The organism is Candidatus Galacturonatibacter soehngenii (assembly GCF_008830185.1).
Classification (GTDB): domain Bacteria; phylum Bacillota; class Clostridia; order Lachnospirales; family Lachnospiraceae; genus Lachnotalea; species Lachnotalea soehngenii.
In genome coordinates, this window is record NZ_WAGX01000005.1 from 127563 (window position 1) to 143712 (window position 16150).

General features: G+C 32.9%; 15 protein-coding genes and 1 other annotated feature. Of the genes, 1 reads left to right on the plus strand and 14 read right to left on the minus strand.

The window, feature by feature from the left end:
• Positions 1-81 precede the first annotated feature (81 nt).
• The 8 genes from F7O84_RS07955 to trpE form a co-directional block, all read right to left on the minus strand.
• On the minus strand, positions 82-720 hold the full coding sequence (locus F7O84_RS07955) for an RpiB/LacA/LacB family sugar-phosphate isomerase (RefSeq protein WP_151143984.1): 639 nt from the start codon (positions 718-720) through the stop codon (positions 82-84).
• Positions 721-937: 217 nt separating this feature from the next.
• Positions 938-2563, minus strand: a complete 1626-nt coding sequence (locus tag F7O84_RS07960; RefSeq protein WP_151143986.1) for an amidohydrolase — start codon at positions 2561-2563, stop codon at positions 938-940.
• Between the two features lie 197 nt (positions 2564-2760).
• A complete protein-coding gene (gene trpA / locus F7O84_RS07965; protein ID WP_151143988.1) occupies positions 2761-3546 on the minus strand; it encodes a tryptophan synthase subunit alpha in 786 nt (261 codons plus the stop codon).
• A gap of 13 nt (positions 3547-3559) precedes the next feature.
• Positions 3560-4744: a tryptophan synthase subunit beta gene (gene trpB / locus F7O84_RS07970; protein WP_151143990.1), complete on the minus strand. Its 1185-nt coding sequence runs from the start codon at positions 4742-4744 to the stop codon at positions 3560-3562.
• 2 nt (positions 4745-4746) lie between these two features.
• Positions 4747-5370 carry a phosphoribosylanthranilate isomerase gene (locus F7O84_RS07975; protein ID WP_151143992.1) on the minus strand — a complete coding sequence of 208 codons (624 nt, stop codon included), beginning with the start codon at positions 5368-5370 and terminating at the stop codon, positions 4747-4749.
• Position 5371: 1 nt separating this feature from the next.
• Entirely contained in the window at positions 5372-6163 is a 792-nt protein-coding gene (gene trpC / locus F7O84_RS07980; RefSeq protein WP_151143994.1) for an indole-3-glycerol phosphate synthase TrpC, read from the minus strand.
• Positions 6164-6173: 10 nt separating this feature from the next.
• Complete coding sequence (locus tag F7O84_RS07985) at positions 6174-6743, minus strand: anthranilate synthase component II (protein WP_151143996.1); 570 nt, start codon at positions 6741-6743, stop codon at positions 6174-6176.
• Positions 6740-8149, minus strand: coding sequence for an anthranilate synthase component I (trpE, locus tag F7O84_RS07990; protein ID WP_151143998.1), 1410 nt, complete (start codon positions 8147-8149; stop codon positions 6740-6742). Before trpE ends, F7O84_RS07985 begins: the two co-directional genes overlap by 4 nt.
• 93 nt (positions 8150-8242) lie before the next feature.
• Positions 8243-8614, minus strand: a binding site (T-box leader).
• A 259-nt stretch (positions 8615-8873) separates the two neighbouring features.
• On the opposite strand from trpE, the gene F7O84_RS07995 reads away from it, so the two are divergent.
• Positions 8874-9773, plus strand: a complete 900-nt coding sequence (locus tag F7O84_RS07995) for an AraC family transcriptional regulator (RefSeq protein WP_151144000.1) — start codon at positions 8874-8876, stop codon at positions 9771-9773.
• Between the two features lie 220 nt (positions 9774-9993).
• Here F7O84_RS07995 and F7O84_RS08000 read toward each other — a convergent pair whose 3' ends face one another.
• The 6 genes from F7O84_RS08000 to F7O84_RS08025 all read right to left on the minus strand — a co-directional run bounded on the left by F7O84_RS08000 (position 9994) and on the right by F7O84_RS08025 (position 15779).
• Positions 9994-10176, minus strand: a complete 183-nt coding sequence (locus F7O84_RS08000) for a hypothetical protein (protein WP_151144002.1) — start codon at positions 10174-10176, stop codon at positions 9994-9996.
• A gap of 84 nt (positions 10177-10260) precedes the next feature.
• Positions 10261-10902, minus strand: a complete 642-nt coding sequence (locus tag F7O84_RS08005; protein WP_192451693.1) for a hypothetical protein — start codon at positions 10900-10902, stop codon at positions 10261-10263.
• A gap of 458 nt (positions 10903-11360) precedes the next feature.
• Positions 11361-12131 carry a hypothetical protein gene (locus F7O84_RS08010; protein ID WP_151144004.1) on the minus strand — a complete coding sequence of 257 codons (771 nt, stop codon included), beginning with the start codon at positions 12129-12131 and terminating at the stop codon, positions 11361-11363.
• Positions 12132-12372: 241 nt separating this feature from the next.
• Positions 12373-12930, minus strand: coding sequence for a GNAT family N-acetyltransferase (locus F7O84_RS08015; RefSeq protein ID WP_151144006.1), 558 nt, complete (start codon positions 12928-12930; stop codon positions 12373-12375).
• A 182-nt stretch (positions 12931-13112) separates the two neighbouring features.
• A complete protein-coding gene (locus tag F7O84_RS08020; protein WP_151144008.1) occupies positions 13113-14048 on the minus strand; it encodes a hypothetical protein in 936 nt (311 codons plus the stop codon).
• Positions 14049-14558: 510 nt separating this feature from the next.
• On the minus strand, positions 14559-15779 hold the full coding sequence (locus F7O84_RS08025) for a HEPN domain-containing protein (protein ID WP_151144010.1): 1221 nt from the start codon (positions 15777-15779) through the stop codon (positions 14559-14561).
• Between the last annotated feature and the right edge of the window lie 371 nt (positions 15780-16150).

A 16150-nucleotide genomic window follows, 5' to 3' on the forward strand; every position in this document is an offset into this window, starting at 1 on the left:
TATACAGAAGCATTCAGCGAATTCATGATAAGACAAAAATAGGGCATGTCCTATCATTAGACATGCCCTATTTTTATAATCCTAAGCTAATATCTCTTTTACAAATGCTGCAATTTTTTCATCCTTGCAGTTAGCAAAGAATAATTCCTGGAACTTAGAACCAGCTACTGCACCTTTTACTAAATCTTGATCGATATTTTTTAAGGTAGTTACTAAATCATTTAGTGAAACCTTTCTAACTTCATCTAAGATTTTCTTATTTCTTTGTTCTGGCACAACTCTGTCTCTTGGATAGCCTTGGCCACTTTCACCTTCGAATAATTTTTCAAAGATATATTGAAGGTTTAATTCTGCGCCCCATCCAAATCCCTTTGCAAATGGTAAAGAAATTGCATTACCATCATTGATTTGAGCAAACATATATGCATCAGATGGATCTACAACAAGTCCACAGATTACACCTGGAAATGAATTACAAGCTAGCATTGCACCTTCGCCAGTACCACATCCTGTAATTACATAATCAGCTGCTCCTGAATTTAAAAGAATTGCTGCTAAAATACCATTTTGAACATATGTTAATTGATTTTCATCATCTGCGCTATACATACCATAGTTAAAAACTTCATGACCCATTGGTTCTACAACTTTTTTTAAAGCTGCGCAAATCATTTCATTTTTAGCTGCCTGACTGTTTTCATTAATTAAAGCGATTTTCATTGTTATCTCCTTTTCTTATGCTATTCTTAAGTTACTTCTATAATATAAGAAGAATAAAAAGCACCTCTTATATCATGCTTCGCTCTTTCGCTAACCTATCAGGTAAAAACAAATACTCACTTCGTTCGTGCTTGTTTTTCTTCTGATAGGTTACATTATAGCATCATCAAGAGGTTCTTTCTTGTGTTTTCTTAGATAAAAAATTGCTTTTATTGAACTACAAACAGTCTTTTTCTCTTTTATATACGGTAATTCCTTCTTTATTAGTTTCCAATACTTTAATATCTTTTAAACAAGACTTCTCTTCCTCTAATGGATTTTTATTAAGTATAATAAAATCTGCTTTTTTTCCTGCCTTTATACTTCCCTTTTCTGTTTCTTCAAATATTTGATAGGCTCCATGAATCGTAACTGCCTTTAATGCTTCTTCAATTGAGATTTGTTCTTCTTCTCCTAACACGCGATTTTTCCTTGTTGTTCGATTCACTGCGTTGTGAAGGGAAAATAAAACATTTGGTGAGATTACGGGGGCGTTTTGATGTATGGTAAAAATCAGCCCCTTCTCAATCACTGACTTAAGTGGGCATACTTTTTTTGCTCTTAATGCACCTAGGGCTGTCTCATGATAATAATCACCGCTGTAATAAATATGGTCTAAGAAAAAGGACGGAATCATTTTGAGTTCTTTCATCTTTTCCAATTGATCATCTCGAATAACCTGCGCATGCAACATTACTGCTCTAAGGTCTTTTTTATGTTTTTGATGCTTCACTGCTTTTTCATATGCTTCTATAAATTGGTCAATAGCTGCATCGCCATTGCAGTGTGCGTTTATTTGCCATTCATTTTCAATACAACGTATACACTCTTCTTCTACTTCCTGATCGGTTTTGATTGGAAACCCCCGATAATTATCCGCTTTTTGCTCTGGTACGATGTAGTATGGTTTTGAAAGCCATGCCGTTCTTAAATGGGGCGACCCATCCAATTCTATTTTGTAGCCACCAACTCGATATCGGTTTTGATAGCAAATAGATTCAACTGGATTAGGCTTTGCCTTTTTCAATGTATCTTTTGTAATATAAGAAATAACATCAACAGGAAGTTTATTTAAGTCTGATAGATTTTTTAATAAGACATATTCTAGTGCTCCCGTTCTTGCATCTTGTATTGTCGTGATTCCATTTGATACATATTCATAGATAGCTTTTTGCAATGCACAAATTATTCTTTCAACTGACGGAAAAGGAATTACATCCGTATCATATAGTGCATTTCCAATAATTAAACCAGTTGTATCCTCCTTTACTTTCTCAACGATACCTCCTGTAGGAACTTTAAAGTCTTTTCCCGCATATCCAAATAGTTTTAGTGCAGGTGAATTACACACGGCGCATTGCCCCAAGGCATGAAGAATCATAATAGGAACGGATGTACTAATTTTATTTAAATCATATTTGGTAGGATGCTTCTCATCCTCAAAAATATCATTGTTATATCCCCATCCAATCAGCCACTCATTTTGATTTGGAGGATTCCTTGTATATTCTTGTTTTAAAACCTCTACGATATCTTCTATCGTTTTGCATTTATCCGTTCCAATATCAATCAACAGATAATGAAAAATCATGGAACTAAGGTGGGAATGTGAATCTATAAAACCGGGCATAATTACTTTTTGCTCTACATCTATTAGTATTGTATCTTCTTTTTTTAAAGACATTATCTCCTCATCGCTTCCCACATTTTGTATTTTTCCATCCTCGATATACATTGCCTGTGCAATGGGACATTCTTCTTCCATTGTTATAATTTGAGCATTATAATATATTTTACTTTCCATTTTGTTTGGTTTTTTATTTTACTTCCTCCTTGTTCTTAATCTTATCCTGTCATAACAAGTATTTGTAAAACTACCTAACTTATTCGAAAGCAACTCTTCCATTATTTGTATTACTTTTATTTTTTTGATATGTACTCCTTTTACTCAATGTCCCGTAAAGGGAGTACATATCATTTGCTATTTGGCCTTATCTGCAATTAATTTAGTTCTTCTTTAAAAATACTACAATATTCTTTAATGGAATTCAAATCATAATTTGCTTCTTTCATTATCTTAATAAAATGTGACCCTACAATCGCGCCATCAATGATGTTTTTCATTGGTGCTACATCCTTTGCACTACGAATTCCAAATCCCATCATAACAGGAATCTTTGATTCCTTTTTCACCTCTTCTAAATACGTTATAATATCTTTATGAAATGTAGCTGATTGACCCGTCACTCCCATGGAGGATACACAATATACGAAACCACGAGCATCTCTTAATAATGTAGGTATTCTTTGCTTTGACACAGGAGATACTAACTGTATTAATATCGGAGCTTCTTCTTTACCTAAAAATTCATTAATTTCTCCTTGTTCTTCATAGGGTAAATCTGGAATAATCAATCCATCTACACCTACTTCAATACATTTATCTACAAATTCTGATACTCCATAGTATAAAATGGTATTATAATAAAGCATAAATACAATTGGAATCTGGGAGTCTTTTCTTACTTCCGATACAATTTGAAACACCTTCGTTACATTAGTTCCAAGCTGTATCGCCTCATAAGAGGCTTCTTGAATGACTGGTCCATCTGCAACTGGGTCTGAAAATGGTACTCCAAGTTCAATGATATCGGTACCTGCTTCATCCTGTGCCATTATAATGTCTTTGCACCCTTCCAAAGAAGGTAACCCAGCTGTCATATAAGTAATCAAGGCTTTTTTATTTTGCTTGGCAAGCTCTTTTAATCTTTCTTCGATTCGATTCATCTTAATCCCCCTCCTAATTCAAATATCCTTTTCCACTAAAGTAGTTTGATACCGTATGCACATCCTTATCTCCACGTCCAGATAAGCAAACAATCATCGCCTGTTCTGGTTTCATTGTTGTCGCTTTTTTAAATGCATAAGCAAGTGCATGCGCACTTTCAATAGCAGGAATGATACCTTCTAATTCACACAATTCCTTTAATGCTTCCATCGCCTCTGCATCCGTAATCGACACATACTCTACCCGCTTGCTATCGCGAAGATAGGCATGCTCTGGGCCAACACCAGGATAATCAAGACCTGCTGAAATGGAATGTGCTAGTTCTACATTCCCATCTGCATCTTGTAATAAATAAGATCGCATCCCATGAAGCGTTCCAGGCTTTCCAAGAGCCATAGCGCTTGCATGCTTTCTAGTATCAATCCCAAGACCTGCTGCCTCTACTCCAATTAATTCTACTTCCTTCTCTTCTAAAAACTCTGCAAACATCCCTATGGAATTTGAGCCACCCCCAACACAGGCAATCACCGTATCTGGAAGACGTCCTTCTTTTTCCTTAAATTGAACCTTTGCTTCTTTACTAATAATGCTTTGGAATTCTTTTACCATCTTTGGATAAGGATATGGGCCAACGGCTGAACCAATTACATAGAAAGTATCTTCGGCTGTTTTTGCCCACGTACGAATGGCTTCATTGGTAGCATCTTTTAACGTATTACTTCCTGATTTTACACTTACAACCTTCGCCCCAAGCATTTCCATTCGAAATACATTTAATGCTTGCCTTTGTACATCTTCTTCCCCCATATATACCGTACATTCCATATTAAAAAGTGCTGCTCCTGTTGCAGTTGCCACACCATGTTGACCTGCTCCTGTCTCTGCTATTACTTTTTTCTTTCCCATTCTTTTTGCCAAAAGAATTTGACCAATCACATTATTGATTTTATGTGCACCAGTATGATTTAGGTCTTCTCTTTTTAAATAGATTTTCGTTCCATATTTTTTTGAAAGTCTTTCTGCCAAATAAAGTGGGGTTTCTCTTCCCACATAATCCTTTAAGTAATAGGCTAATTCTTTTTGAAATTCTTCATCGATTTTTGCTGCTTCAAATGCAGCTTCCAATTCATCAAGTGTATTGATTAATGATTCTGGAACATATCTTCCACCAAATTTGCCATAATAGTATTTATCCATATTTACTTTCCTTTCTGTTCTGTTTTCTTTACATTCTCTACAAATTCATTTATTTTAAGTGCATCTTTTCCCTTTGTTCCTTCAACACCAGAACTTACATCAACTACATCTGGTCGAACCTTTTCTATTGCCTCGGCGACATTATCAGCGTGCAAACCACCTGCTAAAATGAATAACTTATCATCTCTTGGAAATTGACTTAGTATAGACCAATCAAAGGTTTTTCCACCACCAGGGATTGCCGCATCAAACACGTAACCATGTATTTTAGGACAGTTATGATACACTTCATACATATTCAAATTGTTTCCATTAAAAGCTCGAAGAATTGGTATTTGTATCTCGTCAAAGGTCTCTTTGGATAACGTGCCATGTATTTGTATATAATCAAATCCTAACGCCTCAATTTCTCTTACTTGTTGTATGGTTGGGGAAACGGTGACTGCAACCTTTTTTATTACCTGTAATGAGAGGCTTTTTAAGATTTCTCTTGCTTCGCTTATGCTTTTATTTCGCTTACTTTTTGGGTAAAACAAAACGATTCCCATGTAATCCACTTGATTGTTAATTAAGTATTTGGATTCTTCTGGTGAGGTAATCCCACATATTTTGATTTTTACAGCCATTTTACCTCCCGTTTTCGTCAAATATTTCTTTCCAGCTTTTTGCAAGTTCTTTTGGGTTTTCTGATTCCATAAAAGCTCTTCCAATCAATAGGGCATTGACGTTACAATTTTTAAGAAATGCAATGTCTTCTTTCGTAGATACGCCACTTTCAGATACAAATACAACTTCCGCATTTACTAAATTAGATAAGCGTTTTGTTGTTTCAAGACTAATAGTAAAATCTTTTAAATTTCTATTGTTTACACCTATAATTTTTGCCTTCATAGAAAGTGCTCTTTGCATCTCCTCTTCATCATGAACCTCTAGTAAGACATCCATTCCTAATCGATAAGCCAAATCATAAAAACGTTTCATCGTCTCATCATCAAGGATTGCCGCAATTAAAAGAATTGCATCTGCACCTATTATCTTTGCTTCATAAATCTGATATTCATCAATGATGAAATCTTTTCGAAGAATCGGTAGATGAGAAATCCCTCTTATTTTCTTTAGATATTCTATATTACCATTAAAATGATCTTCTTCCGTCAAACACGAAATGGCATCCACTGCCTCATTGTATTGATCGATTCGATCGGTTAACTCAATCTTACTTTGTATCACTCCCATACTTGGTGATGCCTTCTTGAATTCTCCAATAATCGAAAGTCCTGGTTTTGACAAGGCATCATAAAAGCTAATACATTGCCTTTCATTTGAAGCACCAAGAAGTCGCATTTCATCTTCGCTAATCTTTTGTTTGCTTTCTATTAATCGTTTTCTTTTGTCTGCTACAATATCATCTAAAATCATTTCCTACCTCCTATATGATTCCATTTACAAAGTTCTCAATTAAGCGCTTCCCATGATCGGTATAGATAGACTCTGGGTGAAATTGCAATCCAACAACTGGATATTCTTTATGTCTCATAGCCATGATTTCCCCATCCTTGGTTGTTGCTAATACCTTGAGGCAATTGGGTAAATTCTCTTTTTGTACTGCTAGCGAATGATATCTTGCTACATGTATGGGTGTATTAACTCCCATAAATACACTAGACATGTCATGATGTATTATTGATTGCTTTCCATGAAATAATTCTTTTGCATAAGTTACAATTCCTCCAAAGGCTTCACCAATGCATTGATGACCAAGACAAATCCCCATAATAGGCTTTTTGTCATAAAAATGTTTGATTAAGTCGATACAAATACCTGCTTCTTTTGGACTTTTTGGCCCTGGTGAAATCAATATCTTATCTGGGTTTAATTGTTCTATTTCTTTTAGTGTAATTTTATCATTACGAACAACCTTGATATCTTCTGTAAAAATCCCTACATATTGATATAAATTAAAGGTAAATGAATCATAGTTATCGATTATAAGTATCATAATTGTTCCTCCTTAACCAAGGTCTTAGCAAGTGCCATTACTTTATTACAACATTCTTCGTATTCACTCTTTGGAACGGAATCTGCAACAATTCCTGCACCAGCTTGTAAATACACTTTGTTTTTCTTTTTTAACATGGTTCGAATGGTAATACAAAAGTCCATATTTCCATTAAAATCAAGATATCCAGTCGCACCTCCATACAGTCCTCTTCGTGCTGTTTCTAGTTCATCTATGATTTCCATCGCACGAATTTTAGGTGCTCCACTTAATGTGCCTGCTGGCAGAAAGGAGGATACTAAGTCAAGTGGATGATATTCTCCTTTTTTCTTTCCTTCAACCAACGATACGATATGCATGACATGAGAATAGTTTTGTACTTCCATGAACTGCGTAACCTTAACACTTCCAAACTCAGCTATTCTGCCCATATCGTTTCTTGCAAGATCCACTAACATTACATGTTCTGCTCTTTCTTTTTCATCCTTTAACAAATCTTGCTTTAGAAACTCATCTTCCTTTGCATCTTTCCCTCTTCTCCTGCTACCTGCAATCGGGCAAGTGTATACTTTTTGATCCACTTGTTTTACTAGCATTTCAGGAGAGCTACCTATAATCTCAAACTCTCCAAAATTAAAATAATATAAATAAGGAGATGGATTTAATACTCTTAATTGTCTATATAAATCAAAACCTGTTTGCTTTGTTTCAATGGTCCATCTTTGAGAGAGCACCGTTTGAAAAATATGTCCTTCTCTGATATAGTGTTTGATTTTCTCTACTTTTTCACTATATTGATCTAGTGTATCGGATTTCTTAATGATTACTCCATCCTGTTCAAACCTATCTTCTCGTATTACCATGTTAGTAACTGCACGTTGGATTAATTCCTCTGCCTTTTTTAATCCTACCGCTTTTCCAGCTTCACTATCCTCTTCAAGTACAATTGCCGTTAATGTTTCGGCTACGTGATCTAATACCATAAAGGATAACGCCAACATAAACTGAATGGTCTCAATACCGATTTCATCTGAATTCTCATCTGGTAGTTCTTCAATGTAGCGAATATAATCATATCCAAGACTTCCAAATAACCCTCCACAAAACGGAATATCTGCTCCATCCGTTCTTACTTCAAAATTAGAATAATATTTTTTAAGTTCTTCAACAGGATTTCCTTCAAGTATTGTTTGTGTTCCATCGTTTTTTTGTATGACTAGATTATTTTTCTTAGAGGTAATGATTTCTTCTGGATCAGCTCCAAGAAATGTATATCTTCCGTTGTTTTTATCATAACTTTCTAATAAAAATCCCTTTTTGTCTTTTGCTAGACCTTCAAATAAACTGATTGCAGTTTCATTCACAATACTTACTGTTTTTTTATAAGCTCTGAATATTCGTTTCATTTTTTCCTCCTCCAATAACAACACTTGTTCGTCCGTATCAAGAACAAAGAGATTTTTGGTAATAAAAAATCCCTGTTACTAATTATATCTAGTAACAGGGACGTATTTTACGTGGTACCACCCTTTTTCTCAAGTTGTTTTTGGTGTGTAACATGACTAGCTTCAAATAATATACTCTTAGTTAAAGTGTATCACTTTCGGTTATTCATATCAAAATAAAAAAAGATATACTCCCAATCGGAAATATACCTGCCACCAATTCATAACTTGACTCATTCACAATACGGAAACTTTCGTTTCGATATTCTTCCCCTATAACGTGAGGTCACGGCTTTAGCTACTCGAATTCTCTTTCACCTTGCATCTAACAAACCCATTCCTTACAGCTTTCCATATCGACTCCCACCAACGTCGACTCTCTGTGATGTACCTTCCGTAAGTACTCTTTTTGATCACTGATTTTATTATATTTTCTCTAAATTACCATATATATTGGTAACTGTCAAGCAAATTATTTATGTTTACACTATTTTATGCAACAGTTACCAACATTATAAATTCATATCAGAATGCACAATTTAAATGTTAATGAATGCATTGGAAGAATTATTATTATTTTGCTATACTGCTATTAAGAATTAACCATCATTTATAAAAAGGGCATTCCCAGTCAAGCCATATCGTTATACATATGCTACAGTAGTTAAGAGAGGAGGTGCTAATTATGCACGCATGGGAACAAATACAATTAACGCTAGATTATATTGAAAATCATTTAACGCAAGACATTAAGATTGAAGAGCTTTCTCAAATTGCTTCATTATCCCAATTTTATTACCAACGTTTGTTTTCTCGCCTTGTTAAAAGACCCGTAAATGAATATATTAAGCTTCGTAGACTTGCAAAAGCTTCTGATGCCTTATTAGTAAGAAACAATCGCATTTTGGATATTGCTTTGGATTTTGGTTTTACCTCACATGAACTTTTTACTCGCAATTTTAAGAATGTGTATGGAATGACTCCAGAAGAGTATCGAACTCACCCAGTTCGGCTTAATAACTTTTGCAAACCGCAGTTGCTTTTAAATTATACTTTGGTTGATGAAAATGTCCCGCTTATCACAGAGGGAATCGTAATTGAAATATCAAGACGTACCCTTACTTCTTCGGAAACTTTTATTGGTCTTACAACAGAAGAACCAATTGAGCAAATTCCAGGAAATGGTGAGCCTGGGATAGATGGATTAAGTAAATTGTGGGATGACTTTCATGATAGAAAATCTTCTATTGATGGCTTAATCGAAAATGGCGATGAATTAGGGGTTGCTTTTGGGGGAACAAAACCTGGATATTATCGTTATTTTGGTGGTGCACAAGCCTCTGGAAATGTATCTTTTAAAGAATTCTCTACATGGGAATTAGAAAAAGGTGAATATATTATATGTTCTTTTGAGGGTGAGAATTTTGAACAGCTCGTAACCGATGCGCTCTATAAGGCGCAAAGATATCTTTTTGAAATGTGGCTTGTGAAGCACAAAATTATTTACAAACCTTTTGCTGTGGAGCGTTATGCAAATCATACCCCCGAAACAACTTGTATGGAGATTTGGGTTATGTTGGAGTAACACGTTTGAAACAAAGCCCCTTTCGTTGATAATTTTTATCTAACAAAAGGGGCTTGTCTTATTTATTAATATGGTGGTCCTTTATAGTATAAATCTGTGTTCTTAAGCTTGCCTACTAGTTCTACATATCGTTGATTAGCATGACTCCATCTTGTCCACGTTCCATCACTATTTTCTTTCCATATATATATTTAGTTAAAACACTATCATAAATATTTTTCTATATAACATCATATGTCCTAGAACTATATAACGTTATATAAAACCAATCTTCATCAGCAACAACATAAATATTAGAGTTACGATACCCCAATATATATAAGTTACCTGAAAGTACAGTAGTAGACGCATATGGATATGCCGTATCAACTGTATCATTTGCCCCATATGGATCTTGACTCACTGACGCCGCAAATACAGTGCTCTGAAACGTCTGTTTAAAGACGTTTTTTACTATTCTTTGATGAATTACTACTTTATTTTGTTTTTAACGAACTGTGTACGAATAGTTTTCTTTATCAATTGTAAGGGTTAATACCAATGAATTATCACTTTCTTCAACTTCTTGCGGACAGCTAATTAAGAATCTAACCCCCAATGTATCTAATGGCTTAATTGACGTTATATTCGCATATGTAAAACCTGTTGATGAATCTTCTGGCACAGGTGATGAATTATATTTATATCCATTATTATAATTTGCCTCAACAGACATTATTTCATCAATATTTAAATTTTGCTTTTGTGTGTTTTTTACATCTGTATCTATATGAATATAGACATTGCCTTCATCTGCTGGATAATGAGTGTAAAAGGAACTTGTATCATCTGGAAGTACATCATAACTAAACTCAATATTTTTGATTGTTATTTCAGCCTTTTCCGTTTGTATAGTATCTCCTATTTGAATTTGTGCCACCTCTTCTGTGCCTACTTCTTCTTTTTCTACCTCCACATCAGTATTACCTTCAATACTTGCTTTCAATTCAGCGTTTTCCTTTTCTAGTTCAGCAATTCTTTGTTCTAATTTTTCTGTATCTGTATTTTGACTTGTTACTGGTTTAGAGCTTGAACATCCTCCTATAATTACTGATGCTAATATTACAAATGCTAAAATGCTTTGCCTCATATTATTTCCCCCTTCTTTGGTATTATTTAATAATAATAAACTAAATAAAACATTCTGTCAATTTTTATGCATGTTCGTGCACCGTAAATCATACCTCTAACTTACTTTCTAAAGTTCAGATAAGACACTAAAAAAGTACCCCAAAGGATACTCTTTTAATTTAATCTATTTTCTTACTCTTACCAAAAGCTTACCTATTTTATTTCCTTTGTCATCAGTTACCGTTACATATGTAGTTGCAATACTGGCTACTGTTAATTTTCCTGTGTCTGAAACTGTGCCCACTGCATTGCTATTGGATGCTCATATTACATAACCATATCTGTTAATCATCAACTGTTAGTCATCTTATATCTCCTACTCTTAGGTCAATGGCTAACTGTAAGTCAGTTTCATCATTTATGACTAAAAGCAACTGTTCATTCCTTAAACTATAATGTTTACATATCCAAAAATGATTAGCTGGTGGTGAATTCTGGGAGTGCTCCGTACAACATAAATATGCTTATTGTACTCTCTGATCCAGATTGGTTTGAGACATAAATTGCTTCTCTGTCTTCTAAAATGGTACATGTTACAGGAGAACCTGCTTGTAGTTTTGCTACATGCATCCTATTTGATCCTATACCATACCCGTTTGCAATAAACGAACCGTAGGACTGACCATTTACTCCATCTATTGTTATAATACAGCTAAATATTCCTGAGAAATTCAAGTATCTAAATGATTTTATACCAATTTGCTGTGATCCAAATTTCCCTTTAAGGGTATTGACATCTGATTTTAAATTATCCAAATTAGTGTTTAATTCATTATAGGCATCACACACCGCCTTCGAACTTGCTCCTACCCCGGCCATTGCAGCTCCCGAAGATGAAGTATAATCATCACTTAGCTTTACATGCCCAAAACTCGTATCACTTCCAATTCCATATGTCATTTCTGTTGACGCATGATTTTTTGATGCTTTGCTTTCATTCAGCTCTTTTCCCATTTTTGCAGATAATGCTGTATCTGAATCGTCAGTGCTAAGATTATCTGCTATCTTAACATTCACTAATTCATCAATCATATCAAAACCTGTACCAATTTTAATATGTCCCAATTTTACATCGGATGCTACTGTATTTATATGATTATCTAATACTGTAGCATTTGAATTGAAAGGTTGTACATTATAAATATCTTGACATAAAGCTGTTATTACTCCATTGTTTGTTGTTTCCATAAAATATTCCTCCTATGCATAAATTATTAGTATCCAATACAAATATCACGTTGCAACTATCAATTTGTAAATAGAGTATAACATTACTTGATATATCATTGTATATCATGCTTTTATAATAAAAGTACAAATTAAGATATCAAAAAAGTACCCCGAAGGATACTCATTTAATTTATTCAATGGATGCCTATGTTACATTGTATCTGTTAGATTGACTGTATTCTTGTACAAATCCACCAATTTAATGCTGTAAATTGTTTAATACATAAAATTTAGAAATATGTTCAACCTCATTTGTTCCCTTTCTTGTATGTTCTTTTATAAATGTAAAACCACATTTTTCAATTACTCTTTTGGATTGATTATTTTCTATTGAATGACTACATTGCAAAAAATCAAACTTTTCTTCCACAAAGCAAAATTGTATCACTCTTTTTACAGCTTCTGACATTATTCCTTTCCCCCAATATTTTTTACTAAGAACATAACCAATTTCTCTACCCTTTAAGTCAGTGTACGGCTCACCCAGATCAATAAAAATTTCATTTAATCCCACCGAACCAACAACCTTATTATTTTCTTTTAATTCTATAGCAAATTCACTCTTACCCTCTATAAATGAGTATAAAATTTCCTTGGACTCTTCTTTTGATGTATGTGGATTCCATCCTGCCATTTGACCAACGCCATCAACTTTTGCATACTCATAAAAATCTTCCAAGTCCTTTAGTTTCCATTCACGAATAAATAATCTATCAGTTTCTAAGCATACATTTCTTAAATCTACGATTACATTCATATTATTTCTAATTTCCTATCCCAAATCCTGATTTGTAATTCCTCTATGTATACATTCTATCACAACACTACTAACATCATTATTAAGTCTTCAATGTTCTCTACTGCATTAATGTTTATTCCGGTTAATGTGCAGATTAAGCCAGTAAAAAAGCACCCCGATGGATGCTCTTTTAATAAAATTTATTTTGAAACTTGATTTTGTGATACATATACGGTATATGGGTATGAACCAACAGTACCACCTTTTTGGCTATAGTATAGATAACCTTCTGTAATATCTACTCCTTCTACCTCACCCGTTAGGTTTAATTTTATCTTGTTTTGCACCTTAACCTCAGCATCACTACTAGGAATTTTGTAAATACTTATACAGTTTTGTTTATACTCTTTTCCATTACTGTCCGTTTGGGTAGTTGTCATACCTATATATAATTTGCCTTTATAATATGCCATTCCTTGACCACTACATTTATCTGCTATCTTAATAAGTTTGCACACTTTATTCCCGTTTAAAGGAAGAGTCTTAGTTGAACTAGCTTTTGACAATTCAATGTTAACCTTGTAGATTACAAATCCACTAGAATCATCATTCTTCTTAGTTCTTATATAAAAAACTCCGTTGTTTTCTTTATCACTAGCAATACTCGTAATATACTGAACATTATTTAATTTGTATTCTTTTTGAACCGTAAGCTGCTTGTTTGGGTTATCTACTTTTACCTGTACAAGAGAAGTACCTGTTGCAACCATTAAGGTTGTTTGACCATTTATATCAATGACCTTCATGTCCCCTGCGTATCCAAGCTTATTTGTATAACTCGGATCTTTTTCGTTTGTAAATTTAAGTAATACTGTTTCCCCTGTCGACATTTTAGTTCTATATATGCTAACAGATTTTTTATCATCACTTCTTTTTGCAGTATAAATATACTTGTTTCCAACTGCCATACCCTCCAATTTTGCACATTTTCCATTTGCTGGATCCAAATCTGCACTTCTTGATAAAACAGTATTCACGCCTATTGATAGTTCTGCCGCATATACATTAAATGGTGCTGCAATTAATAGGCATATGATCAATATGATACTTGTAAAAATACTTGGTCTCTTTTTCATGTTATATTCCCCTTTGTTTTTATTTATAACTAAATTGTAGATGGAATATAATGGAATTATAAGTCTTATTTTTGACAAGCTGATGTGTTAATATATAAGTTTATGCATTAATAAAGGAACATTATTTTGGATTATAAATATAGTAGACAAAAAATATTTACCCATAAGAACACACACCATAACAATAATATTAACCTAAATGTCATGAAGCCATTCGCTAGTAAAAGCTCTTCAAAAACTAAAATTAGAGTCAAACTAATGCCATGATAGAATTTAAATTATTAACCCCCCTTGATAAATCAAGGGGGGATTTTTAATTCCCACATTCAATACTAACCTTAATTTAGTAATCAAATCTATTTTGTAGCGTTTTTATAGGCTTTTTATGTATTAATTATTTATATTATAAGGTAAAAATTTTGTTTGTGTTAATTTTATAGAGCCATTTTAGAGCCACGCATAAACTTAGGCATTTATATTTTGTAGCTAATTATGCGTAAGTATTATTAACTAACCATACCTTTTATGTGTAATATAGTTTCTTAATTCACTAATTGAATTGATTACTTTAAGATCATCTTTAGTTAACAAATTAATTATTATTAATTTTGATATTTCAATAATTTCGTCCATGTTTATTTTAGCTTCATCAGTTTGATTTCCATGAGCTATTTTTGAACGTACATCATATAATTTTTTAAACCTATTTTCAATTTCTATTCTAGCTTCTAAGTTATCTCCTAATATAAATGCCACATATTCTGATATCTGTGCTGAGATACTCTTAGTTATAAATCCCTGCTGATCTTGAAGTATACATTCTATCGCAAAGAAGCATTGTATAAATGCCATATTAACATCTTTTTCATTAATAGACATACCGACCCATTCTAATCCTCTTAATACTCTTTTCTGAATTTCTGTTTTGTTTTCTTTATTTAGTAAATCCCAAATAACACCATTGCCATTCTTATAATCAAAAAAATAACTATCTAATTTGTTGTAACCATATCGAAAAGGATTATTATGATTATACTGTAGAAAATCATTGTTTCCTTTTAAAATAGAAAAATTCATTGACTCATCTTGATAATTAAAAACCCCTAATTTCTTGTAACTTGTTCTGTCTCCCATCATATATCTCAATACATTATCTAATTGTTTAAAATTCTTATCAGCTAATTCTTCAGCCTTAGCGGGTTCCCTCGTAGCCACATGTGTCTCAACATAACAAATACCTCTTTTCTCATTTTCTAAGAATCTATTAATCCAATGTTCTTTCATTGGATTATCTGGAATAAATCCTAATAAATATTCTTTTATATAACTAGCTGAGATAAATTTATATTTACCTTTATCTATAATATTTTCATTATAAAAACTCAATCCATATAGTGGTCTTAGAAAAGTAAAATTAATTATCGGCAGTTTTAAAAAATAATTTTCTAGTTTCAGTATATCAATATCACTATCTTCTATAATTAAATCCAGTATTACATCCTCTGCATAATCAATTGTTACTTCTGGAGTCTTATTTGTAATCCATAGAAATAATTTATTTAAAGAATTTTTATATGACTCATATTTATGATTATCATCTATATAAATTCTATAATTATCCTTGGTCCTTTCAAATATAATATTGTCATCATCTACAAATTCAGTTCTCTTTTTTACTGTTATACTTTCCTTTAAGATATTAAATTCTAATGCCACACTTTCTTTATTCACCATTAGCCTCCTTTTTTAGTAAATTATTTTTAACATATTATAGCACATTTAAATAATAAAAATCGCCAGTACGTAACCAGCGATTTTTATTATCTATTTAGATGAATTTTTGTATATTATATATAATACTAAGGCAATAGCTAATGGACTTACAGTAGTTATAAAACTAGCGAATTTAAATAAATAACTAACTAATAGTAGCACTAACACTACTACTATTACCATATGTATTTTTTTTTGATACATATATTTTCTCCTTTTGTTTTTATTTCCAGCCTCAATAACAAAATGAAATAACCATGATTATTTCACTATTTATACATACCTCCTGCTTATCTCAAGTGTAAATCTTTCGAGAAACATACAAATTC